General features: G+C 58.9%; 18 protein-coding genes. 10 read left to right on the top strand and 8 right to left on the bottom strand.

Going from position 1 to position 17,144, the window contains the following annotated elements:
• The first annotated feature begins 110 nt into the window (after nt 1-110).
• Both RTX96_RS00545 and RTX96_RS00540 read left to right on the top strand, forming a co-directional pair.
• Nucleotides 111-1,697 (top strand): MFS transporter, encoded by a 1,587-nt coding sequence (locus tag RTX96_RS00545; RefSeq protein WP_312669824.1) that lies wholly within the window; start codon nt 111-113, stop codon nt 1,695-1,697.
• Nucleotides 1,698-2,837 carry a glycoside hydrolase family 105 protein gene (locus RTX96_RS00540; protein ID WP_312669823.1) on the top strand — a complete coding sequence of 380 codons (1,140 nt, stop codon included), beginning with the start codon at nt 1,698-1,700 and terminating at the stop codon, nt 2,835-2,837.
• Between the two features lie 97 nt (nt 2,838-2,934).
• On the opposite strand, the gene argS is transcribed toward RTX96_RS00540, so the two are convergent.
• Nucleotides 2,935-4,668, bottom strand: coding sequence for an arginine--tRNA ligase (argS, locus tag RTX96_RS00535; RefSeq protein ID WP_312669822.1), 1,734 nt, complete (start codon nt 4,666-4,668; stop codon nt 2,935-2,937).
• A gap of 245 nt (nt 4,669-4,913) precedes the next feature.
• Here argS and RTX96_RS00530 point away from each other — a divergent pair, with 245 nt between their 5' ends.
• Together RTX96_RS00530 and cutC are read left to right on the top strand one after the other, a co-directional pair.
• On the top strand, nt 4,914-5,480 hold the full coding sequence (locus tag RTX96_RS00530; RefSeq protein WP_312669821.1) for a VOC family protein: 567 nt from the start codon (nt 4,914-4,916) through the stop codon (nt 5,478-5,480).
• Nucleotides 5,481-5,497: 17 nt separating this feature from the next.
• A complete protein-coding gene (cutC, locus tag RTX96_RS00525; RefSeq protein WP_312669820.1) occupies nt 5,498-6,244 on the top strand; it encodes a copper homeostasis protein CutC in 747 nt (248 codons plus the stop codon).
• A gap of 203 nt (nt 6,245-6,447) precedes the next feature.
• On the opposite strand, the gene cmoB is transcribed toward cutC, so the two are convergent.
• The 5 genes from cmoB to RTX96_RS00500 are packed head-to-tail and all read right to left on the bottom strand — an operon-like array spanning nt 6,448 to nt 10,028.
• A complete protein-coding gene (gene cmoB / locus RTX96_RS00520) occupies nt 6,448-7,419 on the bottom strand; it encodes a tRNA 5-methoxyuridine(34)/uridine 5-oxyacetic acid(34) synthase CmoB (protein WP_312669819.1) in 972 nt (323 codons plus the stop codon).
• Nucleotides 7,416-8,159 carry a carboxy-S-adenosyl-L-methionine synthase CmoA gene (cmoA, locus tag RTX96_RS00515; protein ID WP_312669818.1) on the bottom strand — a complete coding sequence of 248 codons (744 nt, stop codon included), beginning with the start codon at nt 8,157-8,159 and terminating at the stop codon, nt 7,416-7,418. The genes cmoB and cmoA overlap by 4 nt, the downstream gene beginning before the upstream one ends.
• 40 nt (nt 8,160-8,199) lie before the next feature.
• Nucleotides 8,200-8,595 carry an MAPEG family protein gene (locus RTX96_RS00510; RefSeq protein ID WP_103819295.1) on the bottom strand — a complete coding sequence of 132 codons (396 nt, stop codon included), beginning with the start codon at nt 8,593-8,595 and terminating at the stop codon, nt 8,200-8,202.
• Between the two features lie 51 nt (nt 8,596-8,646).
• A complete protein-coding gene (locus RTX96_RS00505) occupies nt 8,647-9,465 on the bottom strand; it encodes a DUF72 domain-containing protein (protein WP_103819296.1) in 819 nt (272 codons plus the stop codon).
• Entirely contained in the window at nt 9,462-10,028 is a 567-nt protein-coding gene (locus RTX96_RS00500) for a hydrolase (protein WP_103819297.1), read from the bottom strand. Before RTX96_RS00500 ends, RTX96_RS00505 begins: the two co-directional genes overlap by 4 nt.
• Before the next feature lie 266 nt (nt 10,029-10,294).
• Here RTX96_RS00500 and aspS point away from each other — a divergent pair, with 266 nt between their 5' ends.
• From aspS to ruvB, 6 genes are all read left to right on the top strand, one after another.
• Nucleotides 10,295-12,067, top strand: coding sequence for an aspartate--tRNA ligase (aspS, locus tag RTX96_RS00495; RefSeq protein WP_312669817.1), 1,773 nt, complete (start codon nt 10,295-10,297; stop codon nt 12,065-12,067).
• Nucleotides 12,067-12,510: a dihydroneopterin triphosphate diphosphatase gene (gene nudB, locus RTX96_RS00490; RefSeq protein WP_103819299.1), complete on the top strand. Its 444-nt coding sequence runs from the start codon at nt 12,067-12,069 to the stop codon at nt 12,508-12,510. The genes aspS and nudB overlap by 1 nt, the downstream gene beginning before the upstream one ends.
• Nucleotides 12,511-12,534: 24 nt before the next feature.
• The gene (locus RTX96_RS00485) at nt 12,535-13,278 is read left to right on the top strand and encodes a YebC/PmpR family DNA-binding transcriptional regulator (RefSeq protein ID WP_103819300.1); all 744 of its coding nucleotides are present in this window, start codon (nt 12,535-12,537) and stop codon (nt 13,276-13,278) included.
• A 33-nt stretch (nt 13,279-13,311) separates the two neighbouring features.
• Nucleotides 13,312-13,833: a crossover junction endodeoxyribonuclease RuvC gene (gene ruvC, locus RTX96_RS00480; RefSeq protein WP_103819301.1), complete on the top strand. Its 522-nt coding sequence runs from the start codon at nt 13,312-13,314 to the stop codon at nt 13,831-13,833.
• Nucleotides 13,834-13,911: 78 nt separating this feature from the next.
• Nucleotides 13,912-14,523 carry a Holliday junction branch migration protein RuvA gene (gene ruvA / locus RTX96_RS00475; RefSeq protein WP_103819302.1) on the top strand — a complete coding sequence of 204 codons (612 nt, stop codon included), beginning with the start codon at nt 13,912-13,914 and terminating at the stop codon, nt 14,521-14,523.
• Nucleotides 14,524-14,531: 8 nt separating this feature from the next.
• Complete coding sequence (gene ruvB / locus RTX96_RS00470; RefSeq protein WP_103819303.1) at nt 14,532-15,542, top strand: Holliday junction branch migration DNA helicase RuvB; 1,011 nt, start codon at nt 14,532-14,534, stop codon at nt 15,540-15,542.
• A gap of 54 nt (nt 15,543-15,596) precedes the next feature.
• Here the strand turns inward: ruvB and znuB are convergent, their stop codons facing one another.
• Nucleotides 15,597-16,382 (bottom strand): zinc ABC transporter permease subunit ZnuB, encoded by a 786-nt coding sequence (znuB, locus tag RTX96_RS00465; protein ID WP_103819304.1) that lies wholly within the window; start codon nt 16,380-16,382, stop codon nt 15,597-15,599.
• Nucleotides 16,379-17,134, bottom strand: a complete 756-nt coding sequence (gene znuC / locus RTX96_RS00460; protein ID WP_103819305.1) for a zinc ABC transporter ATP-binding protein ZnuC — start codon at nt 17,132-17,134, stop codon at nt 16,379-16,381. Before znuC ends, znuB begins: the two co-directional genes overlap by 4 nt.
• Nucleotides 17,135-17,144: the final 10 nt, after the last annotated feature.

Below are 17,144 nucleotides of genomic sequence, written 5' to 3'. Positions count from 1 at the left end.
GTATTTTTGCCAATCGCGGCAGCGCAGTGGCAGAAACAGAAAGGTTTCTCTGAGCGCATCCTCTTACTTTAGCCGTGTAAGTACTCCCAAAACAAAAAGGGTTGGCGGCAATGAAAACACGTAAAATTGGACTGGCGAACTATCTCGCCTATGGATCCGGTGACTTTTTGGGGGCCGGGACGACAGCGCTGACCGCTGCGTGGCTCCTCTACTTCTACACAACGTTTTGTGGTTTAACGCCTATCGAGGCGACCTTCATCTTCGCTACCGCAAGGGTGCTGGATGCGGTCGTCAGTCCGCTGATGGGTTTCCTGACCGATAACTTCGGCTCGACCTGGCTGGGCAAGCGCTTTGGCCGCCGTAAGTTCTTTATCATGCTCGGCATCCCGTGCGTCTTTAGCTACTCCATTATGTGGGTCGGCGACATGGGCTTCTGGTACTACCTGCTCACCTACCTGCTGTTCGATATCGTCTACACCATGATCCTCGTCCCCTACGAGACGCTGGTACCGGAGATGACCGACGACTTCAAACAGAAGACCAAGTTCTCCGGGGCGCGTATCGGCATGGCGCAGATGTCAGCGATCCTCGCCTCGTTCCTGCCGGGGATCCTGCTGACCCACTTTGGCAAAGACAACCCGGTCTCCTTCTTCTATGCCAGCCTGGTCTTCTCGGTGCTCTGCGCCCTGATGCTGACCTTCGTCTGGTTCTTCACCTGGGAGCGCCCCCGTGAAGAGTGGACCGAAGCTGCCCTGCGTGCCGAAGAGGAGAAGAAACACCTGACCTTCCGGCAGAGCATGAGCCGCCTGTTCGTTGAGCTGAGTTCTACTCTGCGCATTAAAATCTTCCGTCAGCATCTGGGTATGTACCTCGGGGGCTATATTGCCCAGGACGTCTTCAACGCCGTCTTTACCTACTACGTTGTCTTCGTCCTGATGCAGGAGGCGTCGCTGGCCTCTAACCTGCTCGGCACGATGGCTATCTTCCAGTTCATCGCCGTTATCGCCATGATCCCGCTCTGCATCCGCTTTGGACCCGCGCCGTCCTACCGGATGGTGGTCACGCTGTTTGGCTTAAGCTCCATCTCCTACGCCGTGCTCTACTATGCAGGTCTCAGCGACATCTACTCCCTGCTGCTGCTGGTCTCCGCCGTGGCGGGGCTCGGTCGCGGGGGCATTAACTACGTGCCGTGGAATACCTACACCTATATCTCCGATGTAGATGAAGTGATCACCGGTCAGCGTCGGGAAGGGATCTTCGCTGGCATCATGACCCTGACTCGTAAAGCCTCCCAGGCCGGGGCGGTGATGCTGGTAGGGATCGTCATGCAGGCCTCCGGCTTCGTCTCCGGTCAGAAAACGCAGCCGGAGTCGGTCAGCCACACCATTCTGATGATCCTCTGCTTCGGTACGGTGGCGGTGCTGCTCTGCGGTTTCCTGGTATCGCTGCGCTTTAAGTTGAATCTGAGAACTCACAGCGTGCTGCGGGAAGAGACGGTAAAAATGCGCCACTCTGGCCGCGTGATGCCAGAGACCGTCACCCCGCAGGCGCGGGCCACCGTTGAGATGCTGGCGGGAATGCCTTACGAGTCGCTGTGGGGCAACAATAATATCGGCTATCTGAATCGTAACAAGCCTGCGGCGCCGTCGCTGAAAGATCGCCCCGGACATGAATTCAATACGCAAGAGGTTAAGTAAATGATTGTTTATCCTGTCAAACATAGCCCTTTACTCTGTCAACCGGCGCGCTTTATTGCCCGTGATGAGCTGAAGGCACTGATCCAGAAGGTGACCCATAACCTGGTCAATATTCAGGATGCATCCGGTGAGTTTTTACTGCGACTAGACGACGGGCGCGTCATTGATACCAAAGGCTGGGCGGGCTGGGAGTGGACGCACGGCGTAGGGCTGTACGGCATGTATCAATACTATCGCCAGACCGGCGATGAGACGATGCGGGAGATCATTGATAGCTGGTTCGCGGATCGCTTTGCCGAGGGCGCCACCACTAAAAACGTCAACACGATGGCGCCGTTCCTGACCCTGGCGTATCGCTATGAGGAGACCCGCAATCCGTCTTACCTGCCGTGGCTTGAGAGCTGGGCCGAATGGGCGATGAACGAGATGCCACGCACCACGCACGGCGGGATGCAGCACATCACCCTGGCGGAAGAGAACCACCAGCAGATGTGGGACGATACGCTGATGATGACCGTGCTGCCGCTGGCGAAAATCGGCAAGCTGCTTAATCGCCCGGAGTATGTCGAAGAGGCGGTGTATCAGTTCCTGCTGCACGTGCAGAACCTGATGGATCGCCAGACCGGTCTCTGGTTCCACGGCTGGAGCTACGAGGGCAACCACAACTTTGCTCAGGCGCGCTGGGCGCGGGGCAACAGCTGGCTGACCATTGTGATCCCGGACTTCCTCGAGCTGGTGGATCTGCCGGAAAATAACGCCGTACGTCGCTACCTGGTACAGGTGCTGAATGCGCAGATCGCCGCCCTGGCGACGTGTCAGGATGACAGCGGCCTGTGGCATACCCTGCTCGACGATCCGCACTCCTACCTTGAGGCGTCGGCCACTGCCGGGTTCGCCTACGGTATTTTGAAAGCGGTGCGCAAGCGCTATGTCGAGCCAGAGTATGCTGAGGTCGCGGATAAAGCGATTAAGGGGATTGTGAATAACATTTCGCCGGAGGGAGAGCTGCTGCAAACCTCCTTCGGCACCGGGATGGGGTCTAACCTGGATTTCTACCGCAACATTCCGCTCACCTCGATGCCGTATGGCCAGGCGATGGCGATACTCTGTTTGACCGAGTACCTGCGGAAATACTTCTAAGGTTTGCCGCTCCTGTAGGCCTGATAAGCGAAGCGCCATCAGGCGTTTTCCCCGGTGGCGCTGCGCTAACCGGGGCTACAGGAACCTTTAATGCTCTTTACATCCGTTCGACGGTTTCGATACCGAGAGTGTCCAGACCCGTTTTCAGCGTTTTGGCGGTCAGCTGCGCCAGCTTCAGACGGCTCAGGCGCGTCTCGTCGCTCTCAGCAGTCAGGATCGGGCAGTGCTCGTAGAAGCCAGAGAAGAGGCCAGCCAGATCGTAGAGGTAGCTGCACATCACATGCGGCGTACCTTCCCGCGCGACCACGTTCAGCGTCTCTTCAAACTGCAGCAGACGCGCCGCCAGCTGGGCCTCGCGATCTTCAGTAATCACCACGTTGGCACTGGCCAGCACGCTCTCGTCAATTTCCGCTTTACGGAATACGGAGAGCACGCGGGTGTAAGCATACTGCATGTACGGCGCGGTATTGCCCTCAAAGGCCAGCATGTTATCCCAGTCGAAGATGTAGTCGGTGGTGCGGTTTTTAGAGAGATCCGCATACTTCACCGCGCCGATACCCACCGCATTAGCCAGCTTTTCCAGCTCGTCGGCAGGCATATCCGGGTTCTTCTCCGCCACCAGACGGCGGGCGCGCTCCAGCGCCTCGTCCAGCAGATCGGCGAGCTTCACAGTACCGCCCGCGCGGGTTTTGAACGGCTTGCCGTCTTTGCCCAGCATCATGCCGAACATGTGGTGCTCCAGCGGCACGCTCTCCGGCACGTAGCCCGCTTTGCGCACGATGGTCCACGCCTGCATCAGGTGCTGGTGCTGACGGGAGTCGATGTAGTAAAGCACGCGATCGGCATGCAGCGTCTCAAAGCGGTACTTGGCACAGGCGATATCGGTCGTGGTGTAGAGGTAGCCGCCATCCTTTTTCTGGATGATGACGCCCATCGGCTCACCCTCTTTATTTTTGTACTCATCGAGGAAGACCACGGTCGCGCCTTCGCTCTCTACCGCCAGCCCTTTGGCCTTCAGGTCGGCCACGATGCCCGGCAGCATCGGGTTATAGAGGCTTTCACCCATCACATCCTTGCTGGTCAGCGTCACGTTCAGACGATCGTAGTTGGTCTGGTTCTGCGCCATAGTGATATCCACCAGCTTGCGCCACATCTGACGGCAGTACTCGTCGCCACCCTGGAGTTTCACCACGTAGCCACGGGCGCGCTCGGCAAAGGCTTCATCTTCGTCGTAATGCTTTTTCGCTTCGCGATAGAACGCTTCGAGGTCCGCCAGCGCCATCTCACCCGCGTTCTCCTGCTGCTTAAGCTCCAGGAACGCAATCAGCATCCCAAACTGGGTGCCCCAGTCGCCGACGTGGTTGGCGCGGATCACGTTGTGACCCAGCAGCTCCAGGGTACGCACGGAGGCGTCGCCGATGATGGTCGAGCGCAGATGGCCGACGTGCATCTCTTTGGCCACGTTCGGGGCAGAGTAGTCAACCACGATGGTCTGCGGCTCCGGGCGGGAGAGGCCCAGACGATCGGAGGTCAGCGCCTGGTTGACGTGCTCGGCCAGAAATGCCGGATCGAGGAAGATATTGATAAAGCCTGGCCCGGCGATCTCAACCTTGCTGGCAATGCCGTTGAGGTCGAGGTGAGTCAGAACCTGCTCAGCAACCTGTCGCGGGGGCATGCCCAGTTTTTTTGCAACCGCCATCACGCCATTGGCCTGGTAGTCACCAAACTGTACTTTTGCTGACTGACGAACCTGCGGCTCGCAATCCGCAGGCGCGCCTGCGGCAATCAGTGCCTGACTGACTTTTTCTGAGAGAAGTGCCTGAATATTCACCGGGATACCTTACGTTAACGACGCAGCGCGCAAAAAGCCGCCTGCGTCCGGGTGTTGATAAGTAAAGCCGGGAGTATACTGCAATTGCCTGCTGCCGTCAGCCCTGTCGGGACGCGGGTTTTGCGCAAATAACCGGCAAGCTAATCGTGAATAATCATTCATTTGCCAACGGGGGCAATCGCCGTTTGGTGAGCGTCCGACAACAGGGTAAATTAGCGGCTTTGTGACAAATGAGGGCGTTAAACATGGCTGACTGGCAGACCATTGACGAATTGCATGATATTTTTGCGGATCTCCCGCGTTTTACGAAAGCGTTAACAGAACTTGCCACCCGGCTGGGGCTGGATATCGCGTCTCTGGAAGCCGATCACATTTCGCTGCGCTGCCACCAGAATACGACGGCCGAGCGCTGGCGTCGCGGCTTTGAGCAGTGCGGCACGCTGCTCTCGGAAAACATTATTAACGGTCGGCCGATCTGCCTGTTTAAGCTGCACCAGCCTGTGACGGTGGCGCACTGGTGCTTTACGGTGGTAGAGCTGCCGTGGCCGGGCGAAAAACGCTACCCGCATGAAGGCTGGGAGCATATCGAGATCGTGCTCCCCGGCGAGCCGGAGACCCTTAATGCCCGGGCGCTGGCGCTGCTGGCGGATGAGGGGCTACGCCAGCCGGGGATCGTCGTTAAAACCAGCTCGCCAAAAGGGGAGCACGAGCGCCTGCCTAACCCCACGCTTGCCGTGACCGATGGCACGGTAACGGTGAAGTTTCACCCCTGGTCAATCGAGGCGATCGTGGCGAGCGAAAACGGCGCATAGAACAGAGGAGGAAGAAAATGGCTCTGCTGGAGATCTGCTGTTATAGCCAGGCGAGCGCTGAGACCGCACAGCTCAACGGGGCCGATCGCATTGAGCTTTGTGCGGCACCGAAAGAGGGCGGGTTGACCCCCTCACACGGCGTCCTGCGGCTGGTGCGCGAGACGGTGACGATCCCCGTGCACCCGATTATCCGCCCGCGCGGGGGTGACTTCTGCTATACCGATGACGAATTCAGCGCCATGCTTGACGACGTCAGGCTGATAGAAGCGCTTGGCTTTCCTGGCATGGTTATCGGGGTGCTGGATGAGGACGGCGGTGTCGATATGCCCCGTATGCAGCAAATAATGCAGGCTGCACAGGAGATGGCGGTGACTTTTCATCGCGCCTTTGATATGTGCAGAAACCCGCTGGAAGCCGTTGATAAACTAGTCGATCTTGGCGTTTCGCGTATCCTCACCTCAGGGCAAAAGGCGTCAGCGGAAAAAGGACTTTCATTAATTACGGAACTAAAAGCACGATCCGGTGCTCCAATCATTATGGCTGGTGCTGGTGTTCGAACCAGCAACCTGCAACTGTTTCTGGATGCAGGGGTGGAGGAGGTGCACAGCTCCGCAGGAATGTGGACCCCGTCGCCCATGCGTTACCGTCAACAGGGATTGTCGATGTCATCTGACGCGCAGTCGGATGAGTATCTGCGCTATTGCGTGGACGGTGAAATTGTAGCGGAAATGAAAGCGATGATGACCCGTCATCGTGCGTTCTGACCCTTTTTTACCGCACATCATGTCGCCCAATATGATGCTTGCTTTGTACCAGGCCCCTGCCATTTCAACAGGGGCCATTTTTTTGCAAAAATTGCAGAAGTTTCGTAGCGCGTGTAGGCCTGATAAGCGCAGCGCCATCAGGCGTTTTCCCCGGTGGCGCTGCGCTTACCGGGGCTACAACTACAACTGTATTGATTAACGCGTTACGGCTTCTTCGCAATCAACACCGCACGCAGCGGGGCCGGGTAGCCCTCAACGGTCTTGTTTGGATCATTAGGATCGAGGAACTCTGCCAGCGACTCGGTGATCATCCAGTCGGTGCGGCGCTGCTCCTCGGTGGTAGTCTGGCAGACGTCAACGATGCGTACATCAACAAAGCCGCACTTCTCCAGCCAGTTTTTCAGCGCCAGCGCGGAGGGGATGAAGTAGACGTTGCGCATCTGGGCATAGCGATCGCCGGGGATCAGCACCGTGCGTTCATCACCTTCGACCACCAGCGTCTCCAGCACCAGCTCACCTTCGCTCACCAGCTGATCCTTAAGCTGCCATAGGTGCTCCAGCGGGGAGCGGCGATGATAGAGCACGCCCATTGAGAAGACCGTGTCAAACGCGTTCAGCGCCGGAAGCTGCTCAATACCCAGCGGCAGCAGATGCGCCCGCTGGTCGCCGCCCAGCAGCTTGCGCACCGCCTCGAACTGGCAAAGGAACAGCTGAGTCGGATCGATTCCCACCGCCAGATGTGCGCCCGCGCCCACCATTCGCCACAGGTGATAGCCGCTGCCACAGCCCACGTCAAGGATCGTGCGCCCGGTCAGATCGGAGAGGTGCGGTAGCACGCGCTCCCACTTCCAGTCGGAGCGCCACTCGGTATCGATGTCCACGCCATAAAGCGAGAACGGCCCCTTACGCCACGGCATCAGGTTACGCAGCAGCGTATCGATGCGCTTAATCTGGCCCGGAGTGAGCGGCGTTTCGCTCTCCGCCGTCACGCTATGAAGCAGATCAAGCCGGTGCGGCTGCATCTCCGGCAGAAACTCTACCGCGTTGGTCCACTGCTTAAACTGGCCGTGCAGGGCACCGCGCTGCCAGGTCGCAATCTGCGCGGGCAGGGTCTCCAGCCAGTGGGCGAGGGGGCTTTTGGCAATCTGCTGATAGAAGTCACCGAACTCGATCATGCCGGCTCTCCTGCTTTTAGCGCCACCAGCGAACCAAAGTTAAAGCACTGGAACCAGAGTTCGCTGTGCTCGAACCCGGCCTGGCGCAGGCGGGCCTTGTGCGTCTCTACAGAGTCGGTGAGCATCACGTTCTCCAGCATGCTGCGCTTCTGGCTGATCTCCAGCTCGCTGTAGCCGTTGGCACGTTTAAAATCGTGGTGCATGTTGAAAAGCAGCTCGCCGGTAGTGGCATCTTCGAAGCTGAATTTCTCCGACAGCACCAGCGCGCCGCCCGGATTCAGCCCCTGATAGATGTTATCCAGCAGCGCCTGGCGTTCAGCTGGCTCGATAAATTGCAGGGTAAAGTTCAGCACCACCAGCGACGCGTTCTCAATGCGGATATGGCGAATATCGCCCTCAATCACCTCAACCGGCGTTGGCGCTTTGTAGGCGTCAATATGGCGGCGGCAGCGTTCAACCATCGCCGGCGAGTTATCCACGGCAATAATTTTACAGCCTGGATGGGCAATGTTACGGCGCACGGAGAGCGTGGCCGCGCCCAGCGAGCAGCCCAGATCGTAGACCTGGGTAGCGGGCTGTACGAAACGCTCCGCCAGCATGCCGATCATGGAGATAATGTTGGAGTAGCCGGGAACGGAGCGCTGGATCATGTCCGGGAAGACTTCGGCTACCCGTTCATCGAATGTCCAGTCACCCAGGCTGGCGATAGGCGCAGAGAAAAGCGTGTCGCGGTGAGACATAACGTAAAAATCCGAGAAAACAAAAGTGGCGTATTGTGCGCTAATGCACAGAGAAAACCAACTCCCAGGGCATGAACCAGAGGTTTGCCAGCACCATCAGCACCAGCGAACACCAGGTCGCGCTCATGCCGGACCGCCGCCAGCGCATCAGCTGGTGATGCAAACCGTAGTAGTGCATCAGGCGACCCGCAATCAGCAGCAGCCCGCAGACGTGCACCATCCAGGTTTCCGCGCCGTTCATCTCCATAAACAGCAGCAGGATCAGGCCGCCGGGAAGATACTCCACCGCATTACCGTGAATGCGGATCGCGGTCTGTAGCTCGCTAAACCCGCCATCGCCATACGATACCCGATACTGCATACGCAGGCGCACAACGTCAAAAGAGAACTTAATCAGCAGCAGAACACCCAGCACGGCATACAGCGCGCTTACCATAGAAACTCCATTTAAGCCCGGAAAGGGTACGCCTCTATGATAGCGCCTGCGTCAGAAAAGAGAAGTTTGTTGCGGAATTGACGGCGCAGGCCCCACGGAGGGCACGGCGCGCCGCAGCGCTGCCCACAGGGTATCAACCAGCACCGGCGCTTCGGCAATATCCGGCGTGTGCAGGAAAAGATAGGGCGTGGTGCTCTGCTCCCACAGGGCGAGCTTCTCCAGCCAGACGGCGAACAGGGCGCTGTTCTGCGCCATGTCGTCGCTGCCGATAAAGCGCACCATTGGATGCTGCGCCGTGACCACGGCGTGAACCGGCACCACAGGCTTCTTGCGCTGGGCTTCGATCACCGCTTCGCTGCGGGGAAGGGCGCTGTGTACCGGACGGCTGTCGAGGATCACGCGGTTAACGCCGCGCGCATGCAGGCCCCGGTTGAGCTGCATCTCCGCGTCGCCCTTGGCGAAAAATGCCTGATGACGCACCTCAACGCCGTAGCGGAAATCCGCAGGCAGGGCGTCGAGGAACGCCCACAGAGCGGGCAGATCCTGCGGTGCAAAGGAGGCGGGCAGCTGGAGCCAGTACTGGCCAATCCGTTCCGCCAGCGGAGCCATACGGCTAAAAAACGCCTCGGTGAGATCGCTGCACTGGCGCAGCCGCGCCTGGTGGGAAATGGTTGCCGGAAACTTAAAGCAGAAGCGAAAGCTATCGCTGGTCTGGGCGTGCCAGCGGGCAACGATATCGGCCTTCGGCAGAGCATACAGCGTAGTGTTGCCCTCCACGCAGTTAAAGTGGCGGGCATACGCTTCGAGATCGGTGATGCCAAGGCGCACCCACTTCGGGTGCGACCACTGCGGGAGGCCAATATAGATCATAGTGCGGTAAGGATCTCTTCGGTGCTGCGCACCCGGCCAATGCGCGGGAAGATATGCGTGAAGCTGCCCTGGTGCTGTTCGCTGCTGGCGGCGCTGCAGGCGTCTTCCACTACGATCAGGTTAAAGCCCAGCTCCCAGGCGTTGCGGGCGGTGGACTCAACGCCGATATTGGTGGAGATACCGCACAGCACGATGGTGTCGATCCCCCGGCGGCGCAGCTGTAGCTCCAGATCGGTGCCGTAGAAGGCGCCCCACTGGCGTTTAGTCACTTCGATATCACCGTCGCGCTTGCCCAGCGCCACTGGATAGTGCCACCACTCTGGCGGCAGGGCATGGCCGCCGATGGGGGCGTCGACGGGCTGCTTGAGCGCCTCGGCGAAGTCCGCCGACCAGCCCACGCGTACCATCACTACCGGTGCGCCGCTTGCACGAAACTTCTCCGCCAGCCGAGCGGCGCGCCCAACAACCTCATCCGCCGTATGCGGACCGCCAGCAAACGGCAGAATGCCCTCCTGAAGATCGATAACCACAAGGGCAGTTGTTTTCGCGTTAAGTTCTGGCATGTTAGCTCCTGTTATATGCGTTATTTTGCCCATACAGTAAGCGTAAACGGCGTTAACCCGGGGCACAAATTTTGTTAATTTTTGTGAGAGACCCTAATTTGCGGGCAGCAATCGCCCGTCTGCGTGGTCTGGCTCTTATCGTCTGGAAGAATTTCCAGTATAATAGCCCCCTTTTTTTCATCCAGTTGTGACATTCAGCTCGCGCTGCGTCGTCGTGGCTGCAAGGCAGGCGACAAACGGCCTGCGGCTAAGTTAAGGGATATCTCATGCGTACAGAATATTGCGGACAGCTTCGACTGTCCCACGAGGGGCAGCAGGTGACTCTGTGTGGTTGGGTCAACCGCCGCCGCGATCTCGGCAGCCTGATCTTTATCGATATGCGCGATCGTGAAGGTATCGTGCAGGTGTTCTTCGATCCGGATCGCGCAGATGCGTTAAAGCTGGCCTCTGAACTGCGTAATGAGTTCTGCATCCAGGTCACCGGCACCGTGCGCCGCCGTGACGATAAAAATATCAACAGCGATATGGCTACCGGCGAGATTGAAGTGCTGGCCTCCGATCTGACCATCATCAACCGTTCAGAGTCGCTGCCGCTCGACTCTAACCACGTCAACACCGAAGAGGCGCGTCTCAAGTACCGCTATCTGGATCTGCGTCGCCCGGAGATGGCCAACCGCCTGAAAACCCGCGCGAAGATCACCAGCTTCGTGCGTCGTTTCATGGACGATCACGGCTTCCTCGACATCGAAACGCCGATGCTGACCAAGGCCACCCCGGAAGGGGCGCGTGACTATCTGGTTCCAAGCCGCGTGCACAAGGGCAAATTCTACGCCCTGCCGCAGTCCCCGCAGCTGTTTAAGCAGCTGCTGATGATGTCCGGCTTTGACCGCTACTACCAGATCGTAAAATGCTTCCGCGATGAAGACCTGCGTGCGGATCGTCAGCCTGAATTTACCCAGATCGACGTTGAGACCTCCTTCATGACCGCACCGCAGGTGCGTGAGGTGATGGAAGCCCTGGTGCGTCAGCTGTGGCAGGCCACTATCAACGTGGACCTGGGCGACTTCCCGGTGATGACCTTTGCCGAGGCCGAGCGCCGCTACGGCTCTGACAAGCCAGACCTGCGTAACCCGATGGAGCTGGTGGACGTTGCCGACCTGCTGAAAAGCGTTGAGTTCGCCGTATTTGCTGGTCCGGCCAACGACGCCAAAGGCCGCGTGGCTGCCCTGCGCGTGCCGGGCGGTGCGGCCCTGAGCCGTAAGCAGATTGACGACTACGGCAACTTTATTAAGATCTACGGCGCGAAAGGGCTGGCCTATATTAAGGTCACCGAGCGTGCGAAGGGCCTGGAAGGCATCACCAGCCCGGTGGCGAAGTTCCTGAACGCTGAGATCATCGACGCGATTCTGGAGCGTACCGGCGCGCAGGATGGCGACATGATCTTCTTCGGCGCTGACAACCGCAAAGTGGTTGCCGACGCGATGGGCGCGCTGCGCCTGAAGCTGGGTAAAGATCTGAGCATCACCGACGAGACGAAGTGGGCGCCGCTGTGGGTGATCGACTTCCCGATGTTCGAAGAGGATGGCGAAGGCGGCCTGACCGCGATGCACCACCCGTTCACTGCTCCGAGCAACATGACCCCGGAAGAGCTGAAGGCCGCGCCGGAAACGGCTATCGCTAACGCCTACGATATGGTCATCAACGGCTATGAAGTGGGCGGCGGTTCAGTGCGTATTCACCGCGGTGAAATGCAGCAGACGGTGTTTGGCATCCTCGGCATTACCGAGCAGGAGCAGCGCGAGAAGTTCGGCTTCCTGCTCGACGCCCTGAAGTACGGTACGCCGCCGCACGCAGGCCTGGCCTTCGGTCTCGATCGCCTGACCATGCTGCTGACCGGCACCGATAACATTCGTGACGTGATCGCCTTCCCGAAAACCACCGCTGCCGCCTGCCTGATGACCGAAGCGCCAAGCTTCGCCAACCAGGCCGCGCTGACCGAGCTGGGTATCGAAGTGATCAAAAAGGCTGAGAATAGCTAATGGCATTTAAGTGTCCGGTCTCTGTTCTTGTCGTGATCTACGCCCAGGACACGAAACGGGTGCTGATGCTACAACGGCGCGACGATCCCGCTTTTTGGCAGTCGGTTACCGGCAGCCTTGAAGAGGGGGAAACCGCGCTGCAGGCCGCCGCGCGTGAAGTAAAGGAAGAGGTCGCCATCGACGTTGCAGCAGAGCAGCTGACCTTGATCGACTGTCAGCGCACGGTTGAGTTTGAAATTTTTATGCATTTACGTCATCGCTATGCGCCGGGTATTGAGCGCAACACGGAATCGTGGTTCTGTCTTGCGCTGCCTCACGAGCGGGAGATTGTGTTCACTGAGCACCTGACCTACCGCTGGGTCGATGCGGCGGATGCCGCCCTTATGACCAAGTCGTGGAGCAACCGGCAGGCGATTGAAGAGTTTGTAATTAACGCCGCCTGAGAAGGCGCTTTTGGAGAATTTTTTATGGCAGGTCACAGTAAATGGGCCAACACCAAACACCGCAAAGCGGCACAGGATGCCAAACGCGGTAAGATCTTTACCAAAATTATTCGTGAGCTGGTAACGGCGGCGCGTCTGGGCGGCGGCGATGCCGGTTCCAACCCCCGTCTGCGTGCAGCAATCGATAAAGCGCTCTCCAATAACATGACCCGCGATACCCTGAACCGTGCCATTGCCCGTGGCGTGGGCGGTGATGAAGACGCGAACATGGAGACCATCATTTATGAAGGTTACGGTCCTGGCGGCACGGCGGTAATGGTCGAGTGCCTCTCTGACAACCGTAACCGTACCGTTGCTGAAGTTCGCCATGCGTTCACCAAAACCGGTGGCAACCTCGGTACCGACGGCTCCGTTGCCTATCTGTTCAGCAAGAAAGGGGTGATCTCCTTCGAGCAGGGCGATGAAGATGCCATCATGGAAGCCGCGCTGGAAGCGGGTGCGGAAGATGTGGTGACCTATGACGACGGCGCAATCGACGTCTACACCGCATGGGAAGAGATGGGCGCGGTGCGTGATGCGCTGGAGGCCGCTGGCCTGAAAGCGGACAACGCTGAAGTGTCGATGATCCCGTCCACCAAGGCGGATATGGATGCCGAGACCGCGCCGAAGCTGCTGCGCCTGATCGACATGCTGGAAGATTGCGATGACGTGCAGGAGGTCTACCACAACGGTGAGATCTCTGACGAGGTTGCAGCAACCCTCGAATGATGCAGTCTGAATCCGTAAAACAGGAGGTGCGTGGTGTCAATCATTCTCGGTATTGATCCCGGCTCACGCATCACCGGCTACGGCGTGATCCGCCAGGTCGGCAGACAGCTCACCTACCTTGGCAGCGGCTGTATCCGCACCAAGGTTGACGATCTCCCGTCGCGCCTGAAGCTCATCTACGCGGGCGTGTCGGAGATCATCACCCAGTTTCAGCCCGATTTTTTCGCCATTGAGCAGGTCTTTATGGCGAAAAACGCCGACTCGGCGCTTAAGCTCGGGCAGGCACGCGGGGTGGCGATTGTGGCGGCGGTAAACCAGGATCTGCCGGTCTTTGAATATGCCGCCCGCCAGGTGAAGCAGACGGTGGTCGGCATCGGCAGCGCGGAGAAGAGCCAGGTACAGCACATGGTGCGCACCCTGCTCAAGCTGCCCGCCAATCCCCAGGCGGACGCCGCGGATGCGCTGGCCATTGCTATTACCCACTGCCACGTCAGCCAAAACGCTATGCAGATGAGTGAAACCCGACTCAATCTTGCGCGAGGGCGGTTACGTTAAATAAAAAAGAGGCTGGATATGTATCCAGCCTTTTTTATATCATAGAGAAAATTTTAGCCGATAGCGCAGGAGCGAAACGTGATAGGCAGACTCAGAGGCATTATTGTCGAGAAACAACCCCCGCTGGTACTGCTGGAGACCAACGGCGTTGGCTATGAAGTGCATATGCCGATGACCTGCTTCTATGAGCTACCGGATGCTGGGCAGGAAGCGATTGTCTTCACCCACTTTGTGGTGCGTGAAGATGCCCAGCTGCTGTACGGCTTTAACAACAAACAGGAGCGAACCCTGTTTAAAGAGCTGATTAAAACCAACGGCGTCGGGCCGAAGCTGGCGCTGGCGATCCTCTCCGGGATGTCGGCCCAGCAGTTTGTCAACGCCGTGGAGCGTGAAGAGCCCGCCGCGCTGGTGAAGCTGCCCGGCATCGGCAAAAAGACCGCCGAGCGCCTGATTGTCGAGATGAAAGACCGCTTCAAAGGCCTGCATGGCGATCTCTTTACGCCGGCGGCGGATCTGGTGCTGACGTCGCCCGCGGGCCCGTCGGCAGACGACGCCGAGCAGGAAGCGGTTGCTGCGCTGGTGGCGCTGGGCTATAAGCCTCAGGAAGCCAGCCGCATGGTCAGTAAGCTGGCACGCCCGGATGCCAGCAGTGAAACACTTATTCGTGAAGCGCTTCGCGCCGCGATGTGAGGTAAAGGATGATAGAAGCAGACCGCCTGGTATCAGCAGGCAGCGTTACCCAGGAAGAGGTCATCGATCGCGCGATCCGTCCTAAGCTGCTCGACGAATACATTGGCCAGCCGCAGGTGCGCTCCCAGATGGAGATTTTCATCCAGGCGGCGAAGCTGCGTGGCGATGCGCTCGATCATCTACTGATCTTCGGCCCGCCAGGCCTGGGGAAAACCACTCTCGCCAACATTGTCGCCAACGAGATGGGCGTTAACCTGCGCACTACCTCTGGCCCGGTGCTGGAGAAGGCGGGAGATCTCGCCGCGATGCTGACCAACCTCGAGCCGCACGACGTGCTGTTTATCGATGAGATCCACCGTCTGTCACCGGTGGTGGAAGAGGTGCTCTATCCGGCTATGGAAGATTACCAGCTGGATATCATGATCGGTGAAGGCCCGGCGGCGCGTTCAATTAAAATCGACCTGCCGCCCTTTACGCTGATTGGCGCCACTACCCGCGCGGGCTCTCTGACTTCGCCCCTGCGCGACCGCTTCGGCATCGTGCAGCGCCTGGAGTTTTACCAGGTCGCCGATTTGCAGCATATCGTCGGGCGCAGCGCGCGCTTTATGGGGCTGGAGATGAGCGAGGAGGGTGCGCTGGAAGTGGCCCGCCGCTCCCGGGGGACGCCGCGTATTGCCAACCGTCTGCTGCGGCGCGTGCGCGACTTCTCCGAGGTGAAGCATGACGGAACCATTTCCGCCGACGTGGCCGCCCAGGCACTGGATATGCTCAACGTCGACGCCGAGGGCTTTGACTACATGGACCGCAAGCTGCTGCTGGCGGTGATCGATAAGTTCTTTGGCGGCCCGGTAGGGCTGGATAACCTTGCGGCGGCCATCGGCGAAGAGCGTGAGACCATTGAAGACGTGCTGGAGCCGTTCCTGATCCAGCAGGGCTTTTTACAGCGCACCCCGCGCGGACGGATGGCGACGGTGAGAGCCTGGAACCACTTCGGTATTACGCCGCCGGAGATGCCATAAGACATGGCGCAGGTATTGTAGCCCCGGTAAGCGACGCGCCACCGGGGAAATTGATTACTGCGCCGGTTTCTTCATCATGCTGAAGATAAACAGCACCGCGGCGCAGAGTACGACCGAAGGACCTGCTGGCGTGTCATAGAATGCTGAGAAAGTCAGGCCGCCGGTTACCGCGAGCATTCCTGCCACTACGGCAATCCCGGCCATCTGCTCCGGCGTACGAGCAAAACGGCGGGCGGTGGCAGCAGGGATAATCAGCAGCGAAGTGATAATCAGCGCCCCGACAAACTTCATCGCTACGCCAATCGTCAGGGCAGTCACCAGCATCAGCAGCAGCTTCACCCGCTGCAGTTTCACTCCGTCAACAAAGGCCAGATCCGGGCTGATGGTCATCGACAGCAGGCTGCGCCACTGCCAGAGCAGAATGCCAAGCACAATCGCCACCCCCACGCCGAGGATGATCAGATCGTCCGGCGTTACCGCCAGCAGATCGCCAAACAGGTAGGCCATCAGGTCGACGCGAATATTGGACATCAGGCTCACCACCACCAGACCCAGCGACAGGGCGCTGTGCGCCATGATACCCAACAGGGTATCGATCGCCAGGTGCGGGCGCTTCTCCAGCCACACCAGCCCGCCGGCAAGCAGCAGCGTGACGACAATGACCGCATAAAACGGGTTGACGTTCAGCAGCAGACCAAAGGCAACGCCGAGCAGCGAGGCATGGGCGAGCGTATCGCCGAAGTAGGACATCCGACGCCAGACCACAAAGGAGCCCAGCGGGCCTGCGGCACAGGCCAGCATCATCCCGGCCAGCCAGCCGGGCAGAAGAAGTTCAATCATGAGTTTCCATTTCCCCGGCGCAGTACGATACGGCCCTGTAAATCATGGCGATGGTTATGGTTATGGCGATAGATACCCAGCTGTTCTGCGCCGCGCGGCCCGAACATGGAGATAAACTGCGGGTGCATAGCCACCACTTCTGGCGTACCGGAGCAGCAGATATGGTGGTTCAGGCACAGCACCTCGTCAGTTTTTGCCATCACCAGATGCAGATCGTGAGAAACCATCAGTACGGCGCAGTTAAGCTCCCGACGCAGCTGGTCAATCAGATCGTACAGCGCCACCTGGCCGTTGACGTCTACGCCCTGGGTGGGTTCATCCAGCACCAGCAGCTGCGGCGAGTTGAGCAGGGCGCGAGCCAGCAGCACGCGCTGGGTCTCGCCGCCGGAGAGTTTTTGCATCGGGGCATCAATGAGATGGCCGGCCTGAACACGTTTCAGGGCGGGGAGGATCTCGTCCTTACGCGTACCCGGACGCAGGCGCAAAAAACGGCTAACGGTCAGGGGCAGGGTGGCATCCAGATGTAGCTTCTGCGGAACATAGCCAATGCGCAGCGCCTTGTCGCGCTTGATTGTCCCGGAATCGGCTGCTACAAGGCCAAGCACCACGCGCACGAGGGTCGATTTTCCCGCTCCGTTTGGACCCAGCAGGGTTAAAATTTTTCCAGGGCTTAGCACCAGCGAAATGTCAGACAGGACGCGGCGTTGACCGAAGGAGACGGATACGTTTTCCAGCGAAACAAGATTTGTCATAGTGTTTAAG

This window comes from Pseudescherichia sp. (genome assembly GCF_032052675.1).
Classification (GTDB): Bacteria; Pseudomonadota; Gammaproteobacteria; order Enterobacterales; family Enterobacteriaceae; genus Pseudescherichia.
The sequence above is the reverse complement of the archived record's forward strand: the minus strand, read 5'-3'. Positions and strand labels throughout refer to the sequence as shown.